Origin of the sequence: Vibrio sp. Isolate24 (assembly GCF_022398215.1) — a bacterium.
In the GTDB taxonomy this organism is placed as follows: Bacteria; Pseudomonadota; Gammaproteobacteria; order Enterobacterales; family Vibrionaceae; genus Vibrio; species Vibrio coralliilyticus_A.
Genome location: NZ_JAKEUU010000005.1, coordinates 80,187 through 99,270 on the forward strand (window position 1 = coordinate 80,187; position 19,084 = coordinate 99,270).

At 44.0% G+C, this 19,084-nt stretch carries 19 protein-coding genes and 1 pseudogene; 14 read left to right on the top strand and 6 right to left on the bottom strand.

Annotated elements, in window-relative coordinates; all coding sequences use genetic code 11:
- Positions 1–46 precede the first annotated feature (46 nt).
- Positions 47–1,312 (bottom strand): RidA family protein, encoded by a 1,266-nt coding sequence (locus tag L1D23_RS17865; RefSeq protein WP_239869389.1) that lies wholly within the window; start codon positions 1,310–1,312, stop codon positions 47–49.
- Between the two features lie 549 nt (positions 1,313–1,861).
- On the opposite strand from L1D23_RS17865, the gene L1D23_RS17870 reads away from it, so the two are divergent.
- Entirely contained in the window at positions 1,862–2,767 is a 906-nt protein-coding gene (locus L1D23_RS17870; RefSeq protein ID WP_239869418.1) for an EamA family transporter, read from the top strand.
- Positions 2,768–2,843: 76 nt separating this feature from the next.
- On the opposite strand, the gene L1D23_RS17875 is transcribed toward L1D23_RS17870, so the two are convergent.
- A complete protein-coding gene (locus L1D23_RS17875) occupies positions 2,844–2,984 on the bottom strand; it encodes an entericidin EcnAB (RefSeq protein WP_239869420.1) in 141 nt (46 codons plus the stop codon).
- A gap of 242 nt (positions 2,985–3,226) precedes the next feature.
- Here L1D23_RS17875 and L1D23_RS17880 point away from each other — a divergent pair, with 242 nt between their 5' ends.
- The 7 genes and pseudogenes from L1D23_RS17880 to L1D23_RS17910 all read left to right on the top strand — a co-directional run bounded on the left by L1D23_RS17880 (position 3,227) and on the right by L1D23_RS17910 (position 8,375).
- The gene (locus tag L1D23_RS17880; RefSeq protein WP_239869435.1) at positions 3,227–3,538 is read left to right on the top strand and encodes a metalloregulator ArsR/SmtB family transcription factor; all 312 of its coding nucleotides are present in this window, start codon (positions 3,227–3,229) and stop codon (positions 3,536–3,538) included.
- Between the two features lie 97 nt (positions 3,539–3,635).
- Entirely contained in the window at positions 3,636–4,022 is a 387-nt protein-coding gene (locus tag L1D23_RS17885) for an MAPEG family protein (protein ID WP_239869449.1), read from the top strand.
- Positions 4,022–4,546 carry a DNA mismatch repair protein gene (locus tag L1D23_RS17890; protein WP_239869642.1) on the top strand — a complete coding sequence of 175 codons (525 nt, stop codon included), beginning with the start codon at positions 4,022–4,024 and terminating at the stop codon, positions 4,544–4,546. The genes L1D23_RS17885 and L1D23_RS17890 overlap by 1 nt, the downstream gene beginning before the upstream one ends.
- A gap of 231 nt (positions 4,547–4,777) precedes the next feature.
- On the top strand, positions 4,778–5,365 hold the full coding sequence (locus L1D23_RS17895) for a TetR/AcrR family transcriptional regulator (RefSeq protein WP_239869644.1): 588 nt from the start codon (positions 4,778–4,780) through the stop codon (positions 5,363–5,365).
- Positions 5,366–5,481: 116 nt separating this feature from the next.
- Entirely contained in the window at positions 5,482–6,330 is an 849-nt protein-coding gene (locus L1D23_RS17900) for an alpha/beta hydrolase (protein ID WP_239869451.1), read from the top strand.
- A gap of 161 nt (positions 6,331–6,491) precedes the next feature.
- A pseudogene (locus L1D23_RS17905) lies at positions 6,492–7,881 on the top strand (DASS family sodium-coupled anion symporter).
- A gap of 242 nt (positions 7,882–8,123) precedes the next feature.
- On the top strand, positions 8,124–8,375 hold the full coding sequence (locus L1D23_RS17910; protein WP_019277322.1) for a DUF3081 domain-containing protein: 252 nt from the start codon (positions 8,124–8,126) through the stop codon (positions 8,373–8,375).
- A gap of 47 nt (positions 8,376–8,422) precedes the next feature.
- On the opposite strand, the gene L1D23_RS17915 is transcribed toward L1D23_RS17910, so the two are convergent.
- Positions 8,423–8,779, bottom strand: a complete 357-nt coding sequence (locus L1D23_RS17915; protein ID WP_239835772.1) for a DUF413 domain-containing protein — start codon at positions 8,777–8,779, stop codon at positions 8,423–8,425.
- A gap of 192 nt (positions 8,780–8,971) precedes the next feature.
- Here L1D23_RS17915 and L1D23_RS17920 point away from each other — a divergent pair, with 192 nt between their 5' ends.
- Complete coding sequence (locus L1D23_RS17920; protein WP_239869469.1) at positions 8,972–9,865, top strand: LysR family transcriptional regulator; 894 nt, start codon at positions 8,972–8,974, stop codon at positions 9,863–9,865.
- A gap of 60 nt (positions 9,866–9,925) precedes the next feature.
- Here L1D23_RS17920 and L1D23_RS17925 read toward each other — a convergent pair whose 3' ends face one another.
- Positions 9,926–10,129, bottom strand: a complete 204-nt coding sequence (locus L1D23_RS17925) for a hypothetical protein (RefSeq protein ID WP_239835774.1) — start codon at positions 10,127–10,129, stop codon at positions 9,926–9,928.
- Between the two features lie 154 nt (positions 10,130–10,283).
- Between L1D23_RS17925 and L1D23_RS17930 the strand changes: the two genes are divergently transcribed.
- From L1D23_RS17930 to L1D23_RS17940, 3 genes are read left to right on the top strand one after another with little or no spacing between them, the layout of a single operon-like run.
- Positions 10,284–11,648: an AlkA N-terminal domain-containing protein gene (locus tag L1D23_RS17930; RefSeq protein ID WP_239869477.1), complete on the top strand. Its 1,365-nt coding sequence runs from the start codon at positions 10,284–10,286 to the stop codon at positions 11,646–11,648.
- Positions 11,645–12,136 carry a methylated-DNA--[protein]-cysteine S-methyltransferase gene (locus tag L1D23_RS17935; protein ID WP_239869479.1) on the top strand — a complete coding sequence of 164 codons (492 nt, stop codon included), beginning with the start codon at positions 11,645–11,647 and terminating at the stop codon, positions 12,134–12,136. Before L1D23_RS17930 ends, L1D23_RS17935 begins: the two co-directional genes overlap by 4 nt.
- Positions 12,127–12,492, top strand: a complete 366-nt coding sequence (locus tag L1D23_RS17940; protein WP_239835777.1) for a hypothetical protein — start codon at positions 12,127–12,129, stop codon at positions 12,490–12,492. The genes L1D23_RS17935 and L1D23_RS17940 overlap by 10 nt, the downstream gene beginning before the upstream one ends.
- Before the next feature lie 62 nt (positions 12,493–12,554).
- Here L1D23_RS17940 and nhaD read toward each other — a convergent pair whose 3' ends face one another.
- Together nhaD and L1D23_RS17950 are read right to left on the bottom strand one after the other, a co-directional pair.
- Positions 12,555–13,988, bottom strand: coding sequence for a sodium:proton antiporter NhaD (gene nhaD, locus L1D23_RS17945; RefSeq protein ID WP_239869487.1), 1,434 nt, complete (start codon positions 13,986–13,988; stop codon positions 12,555–12,557).
- A gap of 187 nt (positions 13,989–14,175) precedes the next feature.
- Entirely contained in the window at positions 14,176–15,333 is a 1,158-nt protein-coding gene (locus L1D23_RS17950; protein ID WP_239869496.1) for a hypothetical protein, read from the bottom strand.
- Positions 15,334–15,752: 419 nt separating this feature from the next.
- On the opposite strand from L1D23_RS17950, the gene L1D23_RS17955 reads away from it, so the two are divergent.
- Both L1D23_RS17955 and L1D23_RS17960 read left to right on the top strand, forming a co-directional pair.
- Positions 15,753–16,685 carry an AraC family transcriptional regulator gene (locus L1D23_RS17955; protein ID WP_239869503.1) on the top strand — a complete coding sequence of 311 codons (933 nt, stop codon included), beginning with the start codon at positions 15,753–15,755 and terminating at the stop codon, positions 16,683–16,685.
- 139 nt (positions 16,686–16,824) lie between these two features.
- Complete coding sequence (locus L1D23_RS17960; RefSeq protein WP_239869653.1) at positions 16,825–18,948, top strand: TonB-dependent siderophore receptor; 2,124 nt, start codon at positions 16,825–16,827, stop codon at positions 18,946–18,948.
- Positions 18,949–19,084 lie beyond the last annotated feature (136 nt).

The following is a 19,084-nucleotide window of genomic DNA, read 5'->3' on the forward strand; positions in this document are numbered from 1 at the left end:
AGCCGACGGTCTCAGTCGGCTTTCCAATCATCGTTTATCTTATTGTTTAACTTCGAGGGGGCGTCCCTTCTCCGTTAGAAACGACGACGTCGATCTGCACATCGGCATTCATCGCGATGTCTGAAACGCCAATGACGGTTCTTGCTGGTAGCTCTCTTTCAAAAAACGACGAGTAAATGTCGTCTATAAGGTGCAGATCTTTGATGTGACGTAACTGAATATTTACTTTTACAATGTCATCCATCACATGATCAATACTTTCAATAATGGCTTTAATGTTGGTCAAGCATTGCTGTGTTTGTTCCTCAATACCACCCGCAACCAACTGGTTTGTTGTAGGATTGACAGGCAACTGAGCCGCAATGTGGTTGTAGTGAGAAAACGCCACTGTGTGAGTGTGTAGTGCATTGAAAGGAGCGCCGTCAGTATTGTGTGCTCGAATGACAATACCATGTCTGTCTTCAATTTCTTGCGGTGGGGTGCCGTCTCCATGGGAAACCACCACATCCATCTGAACCAGAGCCCCCATTGGTAAAGAAGTTGCAGAAACAATGGTTCTGGCTGGCATATAAGCCACACTACGGGCAATCGCTGAGTCAGGGAAGAAGGTTGTGTAAACGTCATCGATGGCGTCGAGATCGGCCAAGTTGGTCAGATAGACTCGAACATTGACGATATCATCAAACGGCACATCGATGTTTTCCATTACGGCTTTTAGGTTCTTCAAACATTGCTGTGCCTGCGGCTTTATTCCTCCAGACACTAAGCTGCCTGTTGTTGGATCGACAGGTAATTGGGCTGACAGGTTATTGTAATGAGAAAAGGCCACGGTATGAGTCGAATAAGGACTCAGTGGAGCGACTTCGGTGTTTCTTGATAACTTAACAAGGTCGCATGGGGCTTGCGGAGCGGTACCTTCTCCGTTTGAAATGAGGGCGTCCATCTGAATAAGGGCATCACTCAAGGGCAAGTCTGAAACAGCCAGTGCCGTACGAGCTGGCAGTGATTGCTTAAAGTAACTGGCGTAAACTTCATTGACAACGTCTAGGTCGTCCATGCTTTTGAGGAATATGTTGATTTTGACCACATCTTCCATACTGTGATCGATACTTTCAACGATGGCTTTAATGTTTTCAAGACACTGCTTCGCCTGCTCTTTGATGCTACCTGTAACAACGTCCCCAGTTTCTGGAATGATGGGTAATTGGGCCGATAAGTTGTTGTAGTGAGAAAAGGCCACGGTTTGTGAAGAATGTGCATTGATGGGTGCACGCTCGGTGTTTTTGGAAACTTTAATAATACCGCCAGTCATGTCAATTTCTATCCTTTTAGGTTGTCCATAGATATCTTTGTATCTTTGGCAGGGTTAATGTTGTTGGATGAAAGTGACGAGATAGTAGGTGAATAGTCAGTGGGTAATTGTGATAAAAATCAAAATCCACTTTGCCGACCAGGAAATTAAAAAATAGGATATTTATTCGCTAATCGATTAATTATCCAGAAATAATTATTCCTGCTGGGAGTGACTCTGGTTTTAACTGAAATGTTTCAACCCCAGTGAATAGCTAATCCGTTTTAAAATTATTTAGGAGTCGACATTTCTCTCTGTTCTGGTAGTGAGCTCACAAGAATCTTGCTTTCGAGCCCCTTTAGCTATTTTGAGGGTATTGTTTATTCCCAAATAGACGCATAAATACTATTCAAGAGTGCTGAATAAAGCTGTCATGGAATCGCTTGGAGGTTACGACAATGTATGGGGAGGCTCTGTATTTGATGGGGTTCGATAGAAAATCTGAGATAAAAAGATAAACTGGGCGTATATTAACGGTTGGCAGAATAATAAGAAACGACAGAGGTGGGAATGGATTTCAAAAGTCTGATTGGTGTGGTTTTAGTTGTGTTGATTTGGGGGGTAAACTTTTCTGTTATTAAGTTCGGCCTCGAAGAAATCCCACCTATTTTATTTTCTGGACTGCGGTTTCTTGTGGTTGCTATACCTGCGGTATTTTTTATCCCATTCCCTAAAACCTCAATTTGGAATGTGCTTGGCGTCGGCGTATTTTTAGGTGTCCTTAAGTTTAGCTTTCTATTTGTGGCAATGGAGTCTGATGTTTCTGCGGGGCTTTCCTCGCTATTACTGCAAGCTCAGGTTGTGTTCACCATTTTGCTCAGTGTATTGCTGTGGAAAGAGTCACTAAATCGGTTTCAATTATTCGGTATGGTACTCGCTTGTATTGGATTTAGTTTCTTTTTCTACACCGCGGGAGGCAATGCAACGGCATTAGGGATAACGCTTATTCTATGTGCCGCTGGATTTTGGTCAGTCTCCAATCTGATCATGAAACGAATGGGCGATGTGAACTTACTGCATTTCATGGTTTGGGTGAGTTTGATTCCTCCAATTCCGCTGTTCTTCGTTTCTTGGCATTTCGAAACAAACCAACCTGTATCGCTGTTATTAGCAACGACAGAAAAATCTTGGTTGTCTTTGCTATACGTTAGCTATATCTCAACTTTGGCTGCTTTTGCTTTGTGGGGCTGGCTACTGAAAAACTACCCAACCGCAGTTGTTACACCTTTTGCGTTATTGATACCTGTAGTGGGTATTGTCGGCTCAAGCCTACTTTTGAATGAACAATTGAGTAACTTAGAAATGCTAGGAGGGGCACTGATTTTATTTGGTTTATCAGCTTCAGTGTTAGGCTCTCGGCTTTATACCTTCATATCCCAGCGCATAAAATTAAAGGGAGTGACACAGCGGCTTTAACTCCCCTAGGGCATAACATTTCTATTCTTGTATCAGACAGTGCCTCTGAGCGCTGGCTTTGAGAAAGGATGTCGATTTACTCTTCAGCGGTGGCTTCGTGAATGGCTTGCTTAGTGTTATCCCATACTTGCGATGAATCCTCTTTTACACCTTGCCATGTGTTAGAACAACCACCAATCAGTAGTACCATCACTGTCGCAATCAATGAAACTTTCATTTTTTATCCCTTAATGAACACATTATTGTATGACTATATCAAAAATGAGCAGAGTAAGGGGGAACTCAATATCAGATTTCCTTCCCGAAAACGAAGTGAATGAACGAACTTTGTGCAGGTCGATGAAAGTGTAACCACACAAAAGTAGATTGGCCTTTCTAAGGAGATGGCGAGCGTTGAAAAATGCGTATATTTCGATTATTTTAGAAATATAACTTTTGTGCTTTTGTGTAGGGGGAGTAATGGAGCTGGGAGTTGTTGCAAAGGCGTTGAAAGAATTGGGCCACCCAACGCGCCTGTCTATCTATAAAAGAGTGGTCAAAGCAGGGTATCAGGGAATTGCTGTTGGCGCTATCCAAGAGGAGTTGGCTATTCCAGGTTCAACGTTATCTCATCATATCTCTAGCTTGGCGTCGGCGAATTTAATTAGCCAGCGTCGTGAAGGTAGAACGCTTTATTGTGTAGCAGAGTATCAGTGCCTTGAAGGTGTGATTAGCTTCTTACAAGATGAGTGCTGTGCTGATGAACGTTGCGAGCCAGGTTTTAAAACTTGAGCTCATCTAGCCTATTTATCAGTGCTTTTTAATAGATTTTCTCCATAACTTCTGAAATTATTCTCTACAATAATCAGAGTTACAGGGAGAAATACTTATGATTACAGCGCTTTACGCATCGATATTAGCTGCATTGATGATATGGCTATCGATACAGGTAATCAAGCAGCGTCGCAGTGCTAAGGTTGCTTATGCAGATGGCGGAGTGAATGCCCTTCAGGTCGCTCGCAGTGCTCAGGGCAATGCGATGGACTATATCCCAATCACTTTGTTTTTAATGGCGATGGTTGAGTTTAACGGTGCTAGCCCTTGGATGATCCACTTGGCTGGGATTGTATTTGTGATTGGCAGGGTTATGCACGCTAAGGCGGTATTAGCTGAGAAGCTCAAAGGTCGAATTACCGGTATGAAGCTGACCTTTTTGGTGATTGCCGTGCTTATCATCCTTAACCTCGTTTATCTGCCATTTGGGAAATTATGGTAGTGCCTTTCAAAGTTCCACCAGCATGGTTGTTAGTTCTGGTAGGTCTTATTCTCAACATACTCGCAATAGTTATGTCGAGTGTGGTGTTGGATAGGTTGAGTGCACAGATCGCGGCGCTTTCAGAGCAGAAAGACGACAACCTCTATTCGATTCAACTCGCGTGGAACAGTGTCGAAACTTTGGAGCGTAAACGCGAAGCGATTTTGCTGCACCTCAGTCAGGTTGGCGAAAAAAAGATAGATGACGCCTTACAAACTGCGCTGCGAGGCCAACTCAGTGCTTGGTTAGGTGGAAGCGTTCCGCCGATCAGCCGCGAAAATCTGAGTCCATTAATGATGCAAATTAATCAGGCTCAAAAGAGCTATCGTAATCAAATAGATGAGTACTATTTGAAAAACCTTGGTCTTTCTGAAGTCATGGCAGAATTAAATGAAAAAATTGCTTGGTACAAAAACATCGGTTTGTTTTTACAAGTCTTTGGCCTGACTTTGATTCTGGCGCGAGACTTGGCCAGAAAACCCTGATTAAACAAAAGCGCCTCCATTATGGCCATCAATCCAGTGATATTTATCATCAAAATTCATAGACGGCTCCTAGGTCAAACAACTTGGGCTTTCACGGGATATTGAGCTAGTAAGGTCTCGGCTCTACATATATTACATTCTTACGGTGAATTTTTGTTTGTGTAGATATTTATAGATTGCAAAAAAGTACGAACGTGCTAAAAATAACAAGAGTGAATAAGTGAGAGCATGATGAGCAAAGGTAAAGTAACCCGAGACAATATCCTGAGTAAGGCATTTGAATTGGCGAGCGAGAACGGGTTGGAAAGCCTGACGATCGGTGAGTTGGCCAAGCAATGCGGTATGTCGAAAAGTGGTTTGTTTGCTCATTTTAACTCCAAAGATAACTTACAGATCGCGGTTTTGGAGCATGCGAATCTGATTTTTACCCAACGGGTGATTGCACCAGCGAGAGAGCAAAGCGCTCTTCGTCAGGAGCAAAAGATTCGTACTCTGCTGGATAATTGGCTTGGTTGGAATCATTCATTTCAGGGCAGCTGCATGTTTTTGGATGCATGGAAAGAGACCAATCCAGAAGCGAACCCAACGCAACAAGCATTGAAAAAAACCATCGCGACTTGGGTCGAGTACTTGAGAATTCAGGTCGCAAAAGGGGTAGAAAATGGTGAGTTTCGCCAAGATCTTGACCCGAAGCAGGCCACGTTTGAGTTGTATGGTTTGTATTTAAGTGCCCACTTGTTCTATTCGATTCACGGGGAGCAAGAGAGTTACCAACATTTCTGGCAAGGCGTTGAACGCATGATGACAAGCTGGAAATAGGCATTTAGCTGGCTGAGCCATTAGTCCTACCGGAACTAGGTTCAGCCAATAATTTAACTAAAAATAGCACGGTCGTTCGTTTTTTAGTGAGACGAACCCGAAAAAGGATAGCGACCATGAGTGAGAAGATTTATTTTAATACCTCGAACAAGTTTAGCGTTAAGAAGAGTTTGGTTAACCTGACGACACGCTTGCATCATACGTTGGCACCGAGTCATGCAAAGCAGACGGCTCGCAAATTGCTGCTGACGCCAGCGAGAACGAAACCAAAGAATGTTCAACCGGAAGGCTTAGTCATGGGTGAAGTTCAATCTAAAGAAGGGCCGCTTAAGACCTATCAACTCGGTCAAGGCCCGGTTTGGGTGCTCACTCATGGTTGGTCTGGTACAGCGAGCCAGTTCTTCCCATTGATGGAGCATATCGCTTCACAGGGCTATACCGCACTGGCGTATGATCATCCTGGGCATGGTGAAAGCGGCGGCTTATATGGGCATATTCCGGCGTTTGTACACGGTTTGGAGGCAATTCTTGATAGCGTTGATGAAGTGGCAGGTTTAGTGGGCCACAGTATGGGAACTGCTTCAGCGATTGAGTGCCACCATCAGAAATTGGTCGACAAGCCATTACTGCTTATCGCTCCGGTATTGGATTACCTTGATAACCTGTTTGGCAGCGTCGCTCGCTCAGGCTACTCAATGCGTTTGTTTAGTGCGGTAGTCTCTGAAGTGGAGGAGCAATACCGCTACCCGATTCAGTCGATTGACCCATACAACAAACTGAAATTACGCCAGTCGAAAACCATCATAGTGCATGACGAAGGGGATAAATTTACTAAGTTCTCTGTATCGCAGAAAGCGGCACAGGATATGGAAAATGTCACCTTGGTCGCGACTCAGGGACAAGGCCATGGCCGAGTAATGAAATGCCCTCAAGTCATGCAAAGTTTTGATGAGTTGATTGCGTAGTAGACAAATTGGCTATAAATAAAACTCCATTTATTTCATTGTGTTAACAGGGTTAACCTCGTTTTTGATATGGTTAACAATTTCGAAATGAAAAATATTTCCTCATGAGCTTATGTGGGACCATTTGCATTGCCATCTGGCCCTCATGAGGAAATATAATAATGAATAGAAATGATAGTGTTCCATTGCCCACAAACACTCGGGAGTGGCTGTTAAACCGCAATAGCCTGATTGTTCTCGCCAATGTCGCCTTATTCGCGACCCTCTACTTTACACTGCCCTTCGAACCTCAGGTCGTTCTTGGTCTGAGCATGCTAACGTTTATCGCCATTCTCTGGCTCACTGAAGCGCTGCACGTAACCGTTACCGCTATTTTGGTGCCAGTTATGGCCGTTTTGTTTGGTGTGTTTGATACTCAAACGGCCTTAAACAATTTTGCCAATTCCATCATCTTTCTGTTTCTTGGCGGCTTTGCATTAGCTGCGGCGATGCACCGTCAGGGGCTAGACAAAGTCATAGCCGATAAAGTACTAATCATCGCTAAAGGAAAGATGAGTGTCGCGGTCTTTATGCTATTTGGTGTGACTGCAGCGCTGTCAATGTGGATCAGTAATACCGCGACCACTGCGATGATGTTGCCTTTAGTGCTGGGTGTCTTGAGCAAAGTGAATTCCGAAAGTGGCCACAAAACTTATGTGTTTGTCCTACTCGGGATCGCTTACAGCGCCAGTATCGGCGGTATCGCGACCATCGTTGGCAGCCCACCAAACGCCATTGCAGCAGCAGAAGTGGGGGCTGAGCTTTACAGACTGGATGAGTTTTGGCCTGCCGACTGCCATCATCCTGCTGCCTATCGCTGTGGCTGTGTTGTTTATGGTGCTTAAGCCAGACCTGAAAGGTCAGTTTGAACTTAACGACGAACCAGTAAACTGGGACAAAGGCAAAATTGTCACCTTGGGCATTTTTGCTGTAACGGTTTGCCTGTGGATTTTCAGTAAGCCAATTAATGCGTTGATTGGCGGGTATGCTAAGTTCGATACAGTTGTCGCTTTGGGTGCGATTGTCGCGGTTAACTTTGCCCGCGTGGTGCATTGGAAAGATATCGAGAAGACGGCAGACTGGGGAGTGCTGTTGTTGTTTGGTGGTGGTATCTGCCTGAGCAACGTGCTTAAAGCAACCGGTACCAGCGTTTTCTTAGCCAACGGTTTGAGTGAGTTAATTTCACACCTAGGCATCTTCTTCATCGTTGCAGTGATCGCTGTATTTGTAGTCTTCCTGACCGAGTTCGCCAGTAACACCGCTAGTGCGGCGCTGCTTATCCCCGTATTTGCAAGCGTGGCAGAAGCGTTTGGATTATCGCCAGTAGTGCTTTCGGTACTGATCGCAGTGGCGGCATCTTGTGCCTTTATGTTGCCTGTTGCCACCCCGCCTAATGCTATTGTGTTTGGCTCCGGGCATGTTCAGCAAAGTGAAATGATGCGCGTCGGCCTGATCCTCAATATTGCATGTATTGTGGCACTTACCTTTATCGCTATGGCATTCTGGGCGTAACGCATAAGGGAGCTAAAGGCTCCCTTTACTGCACTTGATTAAGCTTTTCTTTAGCCTAACCTTCCCTTGGGGGATCGGTTTTATTGACTTGGATAGTACAAATTATTGACCTAACCAGTAAATATTTTTGGGCTATACGCTGAAAGATAAATTGCTGAACTTTTGACCTTGCTCAAGGTCTACAATGGCGAAAAGTAGACGTGTTACCCATACTTAAGAGGTATAACCACGGAGAGCAAGTGATGAAAAACGAACTCGACCCGACCAAAATACTTCACGCGTACGAGACGGTGATGGCAAATGGGACGCCGACTGAATACGGCAAGATGTACGAAGGAGTAGAAGCCTTCTCGGACTACGATGGGTACAGTGTGTATCTGCGTGGTAATGGCGTTGAGCTTAAGATTGGCTTCCACAATACTTATCATTTGGAATACGATCAGGAGCACTTGCGGGACACTTTCCTCAAGAAAGTCGCCACACTCGCGAAATAATGTCTTAGTTAAAATGAAAGCCCCGAGGAATGGGGCTTTGTCTATTGTTAATCTTCTTCGGCCAAGCTGACCTCTTCAGAATAATCCTCACTGGCATCAGGCTTATTACGACCATTGAGGGTGTGGAAGCGCTTTCGACCACGTGCTAACTGCACGTACTTCAGCCAGACTCGCTCCAGTTTTGACTTCGCTTTACCTGGGTTTTCTATCACCTTAAGAAAATGCTTTTCTTCCGCATTTTCAGGTTCAAGTATCCCCATTTCCAAACCCTGCATGGTATCCCCATAAAGCGTTAGGATTTCCTCTTCTGCAAGCGTAAAATCTCCAGACTTGGCAAAGCCGCGTGGAAATTTTGTGTTGTCATAAAAACGTTTTTTGCCGTGACGAAATAGAGTGTCAGACATTTTGGTAGCCTCTATAAACCTACTGGGTTGAACTAAAACGAAAAGTAGGCGTAAATTTAACAAAAGAAAAACAAAACCTTTTTATCGTTTCAATTAAACACTTTTATGAACGTTAGGTAACAGTTTGTTTAATGGGAAAATAAGTGAAATCCATTATGGTTAGCCTTTATCGCCCTTAACTGAGGTATTTCGATGGACGTCAAAGTCTTTAAAACATTTTTAGAACTGGCCAATGTACGTCACTTCGGACGTGCGGCCGAGAACCTGTACATCACACAGGCGGCAGTGAGTGCACGCATTAAACAGTTAGAAAACTATTTTGATACCCAGCTGTTTATTCGCGATCGAAACAACATTAAATTAACGTCATCGGGTGAGCGTCTGGTGAGTTATGCAGACGTCATGGTAACGACACTGCAGCAAGCAAAGTTAGAACTATCACTGGAAAATGGAAAAGCATTACAACTGACGATGGGCGGGACGCCAAATATTTGGGATGCCTATTTGCAGAACTGCTTGAGCATTGTGACAGACTCTTTCGGTGGTTACGGCTTTATCGCTGAAGTGATGGGACGCGAAGCTCTCAATCGCAGCTTGCAAGAAAGAACCCTTGATATGGCATTTGCATTTGACCAGATAAAAGCAGATGAGCTGCATTGTAAAAAGGTGGCTGATATCGTTTTGGTATTGGTGTCAACGGAGGAACATACATTACAAAGTGTATTTGAGGATAAATATGCTTATGTTGATTGGGGAACCAAGTTTGCGTCAGAGCACGCTGAGCGACATCCTAAAATTCCTGCGCCTTATCTAAGAACATCAACAGCACGTATTGCAATGGATTTCATCCTTGAAAAGGGAGGAAGTGCTTACTTACCTGTATCGTTAGTTGAGCCGTTTATTACAAGTGGTCAGCTATATAAAGTAGCGGGTGTTGAGGATTGGCACCGACCTATCTACTTAAGTTATCGCAAGGCGAGTTCATCCGTAGAAGCGATCAGACAGGTTGAGGAGTTAGTCAAAGATATCGACCCTATAACAGCCTACTCTTTACAGCAAATGGCTGACTTGCCACTTGATGAATAATAAACAAGGCCTCGGTATACCGAGGCCTTTACCTTTGTAGACTCGTTGCAAAGTGAGGATTTACAAATCCATCAAGCTTTCAATCGACTCTTCAACTGATAGGTTGTGATAAGAACGTATGGTTTGGCCATCGGTTGCATCAATCAAAATATTGTTGATGCTGGATGCACCGTGTTGTTCGATCACGTTGAGGCTTTGCTCGACGCTATCATATGTAAGGGTGAGATTATCTTTTAGCACTATTGTGCATGTGTGCAGGTTCATAGCCAACTTCCTTATTATTTATTTGATCTGCAAATCTAACTCTAGAAGATTTTAAACTGATAGTAAATTCGATTAACTTCCGAAAATGGCTAGTATTAAATTGTGAGCCAATTAGACTCTTGTTAAGGGTTTGAAAGATTGTAGGAATGAGAGTGTGAATGGACTTCCATCAATAACACTGCAAGAGTGTCAAAGTGCTCGTCAGGCAAGGGATGCGCGCTTTGATGGACGCTTTTATGTTGCAGTCAAAACGACAGGCATTTTCTGTCGCCCTATCTGCCCAGCAAATCTGCCCAAAGAAGAAAATGTCGAGTATTTTGTAGAGAAGGCACAAGCGCTTCAAGCGGGTTATAGACCTTGTTTGCGCTGCCGCCCTGACAGCGCGCCTAGTTCTTGGGCATGGAAAGGGGTAGAGACTACTTTTCTTCGGGCGTTGAAAATGATTGAGCATGGTGAACTGCAAAATCACAGCCTGAGTGAATTGGCGGGGCGGCTTGGTATCAGCGATCGTTACTTGAGGCAGCTTTTCCAAGACCACCTTGGAATGGCGCCTAAGCAATACGCGCTATACCATCAACTGATGTTCGCCAAGCAACTGCTTCACTCCAGCTCTATGTCTGTCACAGATATTGCTTTTGCAAGTGGTTTTAAAAGTGTGCGCCGATTTAATGATGCGTTTAAGCAGGTCATTAAACTAACGCCAACACAAGTGAGAAAAGAGCAAACGGTGATGACCGTGGAAAATAGTTATATTGATTTGGCTTTCAAAGGCCCTTTGGATTGGCAGCATATGTTGGATTTTTACCGTATGAGAGCCATTGAAGGTTTAGAGTGGGTGAGTAATGAAAGCTACCAGAGAAAATTTGATCTCGAAGGTACGAGAGGCTGGTTTTCGATTCGGTATCATAAGCCCGGAGTTATGCGGGTCGAATTTGAGTTATCTGATACCCGTCGCTTGAAGGCGTTAGTTAACCAGTTACGCAGAATGTTTGACTTAGATACGGATATTTTAACCATAGAACAAAAACTGAACTCGATTAGCCCTAACTTGATAATACGGAGTGGAATTCGTATTCCGGGAGTTTGGAGTACTTGGGAAGGTGGAATCAGGGCGATTCTCGGCCAACAGGTATCGATCAAGGCTGCGATTGGGCAGTTGAATTTGTTGGTTCAAACCTTACAGCCTGAAGAGGTGACGCATTTTCCTACTCCACAAGAAGTCGCCTCAGCGGATCTTTCTTTTTTGCGTATGCCGCACAGTCGTAAAGAAACATTAGCGCGCTTTGCACGGTTTATGGTCGAACAACCACAAGCAAACTTAGAACAATGGCTGGATGTCAAAGGGATTGGGCCATGGACAGTCAACTATGCGAGGCTAAGAGGAGAATCAGAGGCCAACTGCTTCCTTGATGGAGACTTAGTTGTGAAAAAAGCCCTGAATCAATTTCCTGAACTGAACGTTGAAAGTGTATCTCCATGGGGGAGTTACGCCACATTCCATTGCTGGAGCCACGCATGAACAAAAGCTACACCACTTTTAAGACGCCATTAGGACAAATGACTCTTCAGGCGAATGAGCAAGGTTTGTTGGGCGCTTGGTTTGAGACTCAGACCACACAACCTGAAGAGTTAGGCAAAAACGATAAAGATCATCCTATACTTATTAAAGCAATCAAACAGTTACAAGAGTATTTTTCCGGTAGTCGTAAGGAATTTGAGCTACCATTAGCAGCAGAAGGGACTATATTTCAGCAACAGGTGTGGGAAGCATTAACCACAATACCGTTTGGTGAAACATGGAGTTATCAGCAGCTTGCCGATGCGATAGGCAACCCAAAAGCGGTTAGGGCCGTGGGGTTGGCAAACGGCAAGAACCCTATTTCGGTGATTGTGCCTTGCCATAGAGTGATAGGTAAAAGTGGTAAGTTAACGGGCTACGCGGGCGGGCTGGAAAGGAAAGCAGCATTGTTGAAAATAGAGCATTGGGAACCTGAGGAATGCGGTTAAAACAAGGAATAGTCTCCTTGCTAGCAATGTTCATGCTGCAAGGATGTTTTGAAGAAAAACTTGAACGAATGATCAATCAGCAAACCTATGAGTTTGAAGGAGTATATGAAAATTTATACTCACAAGATTTGCTGTTGTTCAAAGATGCAATGGTCACCATTAGTCGTGTGGGGGCTCCAGAAATTACGAAACCTTTCTCAGTCGAGGATAATTTTCTCACTATTACGATGCGTAATAGCTCAAAGGAAAAGAGAGACGATATCGTTATGCGTATCCATGGGGATAAAGAAGCATTAACGTGCAGTGTATGTGCGAAGTATCAATTGGCGAGTGTCTGGCAGCGCCGGTTGGATTGATCGTTAAGGTAAAACCCCAGAAGGGCAGCATATTAGCTGCCCTTCTTTGGTAAACACTATCGTTAAAAGAGTGCTGAGTTGAGCATCAGGTGCAGCGCGATACTTGCAGCATAACCAATACCTATTACGGGAGCCCATTTGAGGTGACCAAAGAAAGTATATTTACCATGTGCGGCGCCCATCAGAGCGACACCCGCAGCAGAACCAATCGAGAGTAAGCTACCACCGACACCCGCAGTTAGGGTTACCAGTAACCAGTTGCCCATTGACATTTCTGGCTCCATGGTTAAAACAGCGAACATGACGGGAATATTATCGACGATGGCAGACAGGATCCCGACCATGACGTTGGCCCAAATTGGATCCCATTGGCTGTACATGACTTCTGACACTAGGCCTAAATAACCGAGTAAACTTAATCCTCCAACACACATGACGACACCATAGAAGAAAAGTAACGTATCCCACTCTGCATGAGATACTCTTCTGAATACATCAAATGGTACAACAGACCCCAGTCTTTTTAAGGCAAGATCATCTCGGTTTGCAATCGCAAGTGCGGCTTTTTTATGCAGAGAAGCTTTGAGTGTTTTACGTAGGAAGAAGCCAAAGAATTGAAGGTAGGCTAAGCCCATCATCATCCCAATCACTGGTGGGAAGTGCAGTACGGCGTGGAAAGCGACAGCGGTGGCAATAGTTAGAATGAATAATCCCACAATTCGGCGTGCCCCGCGTTTAAGTTCTACGTGCTGGTGGACAACATCCGGTGTGGTGCTCGGCACAAACATCGACATAATAATCGCAGGCACGAGATAATTAGCAACGGAAGGTAAGAATAAGGGCATAAACTCAGAGAAAGAAACATAGCCGGCTTGCCACACCATCAATGTCGTAATGTCTCCAAATGGACTAAATGCTCCACCAGCATTGGCAGCGATAACGATATTGATACACGCTAGGTTGATGAACTTGGGGTTATTACCCGCGACTTTCATGACCACAGCGCACATCAATAAAGCTGTTGTGAGGTTATCGGCAATGGGGGAAATAAAAAATGCCAGAATACCTGTTAGCCAGAATAGCGACTTGTAATTAAAGCCTTTTCCGACCATCCAAGCTTGCAGTGCGTCAAACAGCCGCCTCTCTTCCATAGCGCTGATATAGGTCATGGCGACGAGTAGGAAGAGCAACAGTTCAGCGTATTCCAATAGGTTATGTTCGAGGGCTGATTTGGCAACTTCGATTTGCCCGTGTTGCGAGTACACATAGCCAATCATGGCCCATATTAAACCAGCGGCAAGTAGGACAGGTTTAGATTTCCTCAATGACAGGTATTCTTCTAACATCACCAATGCATATGCACAGGTGAAAATCAGAATAGCCACATAGCCAATGGTTGATTGAGTTAATGGTAAGGTTTCATGTGTGTTGTTGGCTGCAAAAGTCGAAAAGGGAAGCAATAAAAGGGCGACAAAAGCGGACCACTGCAATTTCATACTTTCATTCCTTGAAAAGAAGTGCGTTGTTATGGTGGCTCTATTCTAAAGAGGTTTTGATTATTGGTATGTGAGATAGGTTTGATCTGCTTGAATTATCGCCAGTTTCTCTCAAAAAGGCACTCTAGCCATTGAGTTGGCAAAGCTCTTGGAGCCCCTCAACACGTATGTTGAGGGGGATTAGTATTTACTTTTGAACTACGACTAACTGATACACAGCAGCGCCTTCATAGTAGCCTCCGCTTTTCGGACGCAGCGGTGTAGCCATCAACAAACTTGTGTTAATACCAAACCAGCCTGCCAAGTAATTTTCAGGATCATTGAATTCATCATTAAGGTCATAAATGTTACCTTTACTGTCCCAAAGTACCGGTCTTAGGAATAAGTCGTCCCCATCTGGGAAGTTGGATGAAGTTGCCCCTGCAATGTAGTCATTCTCTAGAACATGAGTGGTTCTTGTTCCACCATAGGTCGACTCTTCCATAGGCAGTCTTTGCTGTGAGTTGATGCTATATCTCCAAGGGCTCGCATAGCTGACACGATCAACGCCTGCAATAAGACCGGAGTTGTTGACTGCGGTTGCGAGTGTGCCCCAAGGGTAATCACTTTGCTCGAGTATGATTTGGTTTTTTTGACCTTTTTTATCCCAGTAAGTGGCGGTTTCATTGTTGATTTCATCGCTATAACTACTACCAACCACTGTGCCTTTGTTGTTATTATCAGTGGCTTCAGAAATGACATTCTCAGACGCATTTTCTAGGATCTCTAAACCTGATTTCTTATCCCAACGCCAAGCCAGTGTGGCACGCTCCCCTGCTGGACCAGGAAAGACTGCTGTTCCTACAAGCTGCCCATTCTCGTTGATATTAATGTTATCCTGCCCCATTTGTTGCGCTGACCCCAGTTCATTTTCTTCAATAAACTGTTGGATTGGTAGATCAACTTCATCTTGTAAACTTTGGATGTCGCCTTTGTTTGTCCAAATTGCAGAGTAGCAAGAGTTGGCATCACAGACTTTAGCGGTGGCGTCACCATTATTGTTAATATCCTTTGGATCTGAGCTAATGATGTCTTCTGTAATAAGCCATTCGACGCCTTTACTTTCACTCCAGCGATACATCGCTCGTGAGGAAAAGTCAGGTAAATCTGGCCAAGTGGAATTTGGGTCTACAAAACCAATAACCTGATTACTCTCACTCACGACTTTTGGGAAGTCGGGAATATCTGCGACTTTTTTAAATTCAAAAGAGATGCGATTTGGTTCTGTCGTTTGAACCTGATAATTCGCCATAGCGAATGAAGAGATAAAAGGTGCAATAGCGATAGCAACACCGAGCATTTTCATTGTGTTCTTCCTTGTGTTTTATATGAACTTCATTGGTTAGTTAACCTCCATCATCGTTAAATACTCATGTTTGTTTCTCAAATATTAAATTATGATTAATGTTTTGTTGCGTACATTCTTATTTATAATTAATGATTGCTTAATCAAATATAATCTTTGAATGCCTTGCCTTTACTGGACTCTCAACCATGTACAGGCGTTTCTACTTTTAGTCTATAAAAAGCAGTGAGTTTTATGGATTTTATCTTGGCTTATTTTCTTTTATCTTTGTAACTTAAGTTGAATTTTTATCTGTTATTTTTGGGTTAAAATTCAATTTCAGGTTTCCGTCATTGGTGATATTTACAATTGTTATTAATTCTCATTTGCATGTTTGTTAAAGTAAGCGGAATTCCTATCAATTTTAATTGAGATACAGCATGACGACAGGCAAATCCATAGAACAGCCTTCTAACGCGTTTAGTCGGATAAGCAAGGTACTGTCGTTTATTCATCAGCACATCAGTGAACCGCTATCACTGGATGATATTGCCCGCCAAAGCTGTTGGTCACGCTGGCAACTGCAGCGCGTATTTCAGACAGAAACAGGCATGGCTGTGGCCACTTATGTTCGAGAGCTCAAACTCAGTCAGGCAGCTGAAAGGTTGATAGACACTTCTGATAGGGTGATTGATATCGCTCTGGAGCTTGGCTTTAGCTCAGAAATCAGCTTCAGTCGCTCGTTCAAGCAAGTGTTTGGCCTCAGTCCCAGAGCTTATCGTAAACAAGGTCTCAGAACGGGGTTACGTAAACCCATTCAGGTCTCTCAACGCACGGCTGAAGAGGCCTGTCCTCTTTTCGTTGAAGTGAAAGTGGAATTCAAAAGTGAGTTTTTCCTAAAAGGGCTTCATGGTGAAATTAATGGCTTATTCGCAATCAATCCTGACTTTCAGCAAAAAGTCCCTGCACTGTGGCGCCGGTTAGAGCAAACCATCCCAGACGAAACTGAGCGGCAGCTTGCTTTGACAGGCGTCATTGATGTCACCCAAAGCCATTTTGACGGCAGTAATATGGAATATTGGGCAGGGGTGGAGTTAACCGATGACCTGCTTCTGCCTCAATTGCCTTCTGTCATCTCTTCTGAACTGAGCACCTTGGTGGTGCCCGCACAAACGTACGCGGTTGTTAAACATTGTGGCCCGGTGGTGCATTTGCCAAAAACGCTGGAGTGGTTTCTGCTTAATTGGCTACCTAATTCTGGCTATCGCGGCATAGATGGTTATGAACTCGAATGCTATCCCGCCAATTACAATCAACATGATACCGATGCAGTTATGGAATATTGGATTCCTGTTGAACGCTTGTCTCAATGATCAAATGAACGACCTACTGATAGTTGACTAAATTATTTCGCGTAAGATGCACCAAATTGTTAACTTTCCTGTTTCTCAGGTTTGTAGAATGCAAATGAGATTTATTCTTGATAAGAAAGCATTGGTACTTGAGGGACACATGACAACTCCAAAAAATTTTAAGCGCTCAACACTTACTTTAGCGCTGCTTACCGCCTTTTCAGCCCCCATAATGGCTGCGGATGAAGTCAGTCAAGATACAACTGAACTAGAAACCATCACTGTGATGGGCAAAGCCTATCGCAATACGGCAACCAAAACATCGCTAGAACCTGAAGAAACACCACAAAGTATCTCGATTATTGAAGGAGAGCAGCTTGAACAGCGTGGTGTCACTTCTATCAATCAAGCATTGCGATACGTACCGGGTGTCGCGACTGAGAACCGAGGTAGCTCGGTAACCATGTTTGATGATTTCACCATACGTGGTTTCCAGACAAAAAACCTCAATTACTATGACGGTCTGTCGATGCTCCACCTAACAGGCTGGAACTTGCAACCTCAGGTAGATCCTATCGCGCTCCAGCAAGTGGAGATCTTTAAAGGCCCCACCTCTGTACTGTATGGTGCGATGCCTCCTGGTGGTATGGTCAATATGATAGCCAAAGCACCTCAAGAAGAAGCGTCAAGCAAAGTGGATGTTGCCACCGGCTCAAGAAATCTGATGCGAGCCTCGATTGATACGACAGGTCAAATTGGTGACAGTGACTTTTCATATCGCTTAATTGCGCTGGCACGTAAACAAGACAGCCAAGTTGATAATGCCGAAGAAGAGCGTTATGTGTTGGCTCCGAGCTTGGATTGGCAGGCAACAGACAAAACTTTGGTTAACTTTAATGTTTACTATCAGAATGACCCTTCAATGGGCATTAACTCTTCTATGCCATTAGAGGTGTTAGAAAAGAGCGCTCCTTCCGTGTCGATGGGGGATGTGAACTGGAGTAAGTTTGAACGTGAAGTTTTAATGGTGGGTTACAAAATCAACCACGAATTCAATTCAAACTGGACGTTGCTACAAAACGCTCGTTTCATTGATGCAAGTTTGTATCAAGAGAACACCTACCACACAGAGGGACTGAATTCTGATGGAACGCTCACTCGCACTCCTTACTCGACAGATGAAGAGCTAAAAGGGTTTGTTATTGATAATCAAGTGTCTGGTATCGTTGACATAGCGGGCATTGAAAATAATCTGTTATTTGGCGTTGATTACCAGTCTATGGACGGGAACACGGTTTATTCCGAGTATGGTGTTGATGCTTCAAGTGGGTTCGGGAAGTTTGAACCGCTCAATCCAAACAATAATTTGTTGGATCGCGATGATCTGACTAAAACAAGTGAATATTTAGATGATAGCGAATCGAAACAGCTAGGTATTTACTTCCAAGATCAGGTTCGACTTGATCAACTGGTACTGATTGGTGGTGGTCGCTTCGATCAGTATGAATCAGAAAGCGTGTACTACTCGACAAAGTCTGATCACAATCATTTCACGTATCGTGTCGGTGCGCTGTATGAGTTAGAGAATGGCCTGTCACCGTTTGCAAGCTACGCGACCAGTTTTGAACCTGCGCCCGGTGTAGATAAAAACAATAGAGCTTTTGACCCTGAAACGGGCGAACAAGTGGAAGTGGGTGTGAAATACATGTCAGCGGATATGTCCAAAACAGCAACGGCCTCATTGTTCCATATCACCAAGAAGAACATGTTGATGACGGATCCAAGCAACGTATATGGTCCTCGTATTCAAGTCGGTGAAGCGGTGTCTCAAGGAATAGAGTTAGAAGGCCGTTGGTTTGCATCCGAGAGTCTAGATATTGCAGCATCCTATACCTATCTTGATATGGAAATTACCAAAGACTCAGGCAATGACCTAGAAGATACCACGCCAATCTACGTACCAGAGCACAGTGCGAATATCTGGGCCAACTACAAGGTGTTTACTGGCCTACTTGCGGGTACTCGTATCAGTGGCGGTGCCCGTTATGTGGGAGAAATGGAAATGAATGCGGCCAACACTCAGGGCAAAGTTCCATCTTACACTGCGGTAGATATGTCAGTTGGGTATGATTTAGGTCATGTGAGTGAATCTCTTAACGGAGCAACGGCCAATTTAATCGTGAACAACGTATTTGATAAAGAATACTACTCTTGCTACAACCAATATAACTGTTGGTTTGGTACAGAGCAGTCTGTTGAAGTGAACGTCAAATACGAGTTCTAATCACCTGATAGGAAGAGTAGAAAAGCAGTCAAGCTGGCTGCTTTTTAGTCTTAACATTATTTATAGGTTGATGCCTTAAAGACAAGCTACTGGACTGTTTTTTTATGTCTGGCCTAACTCGAAATAAATACGTCCG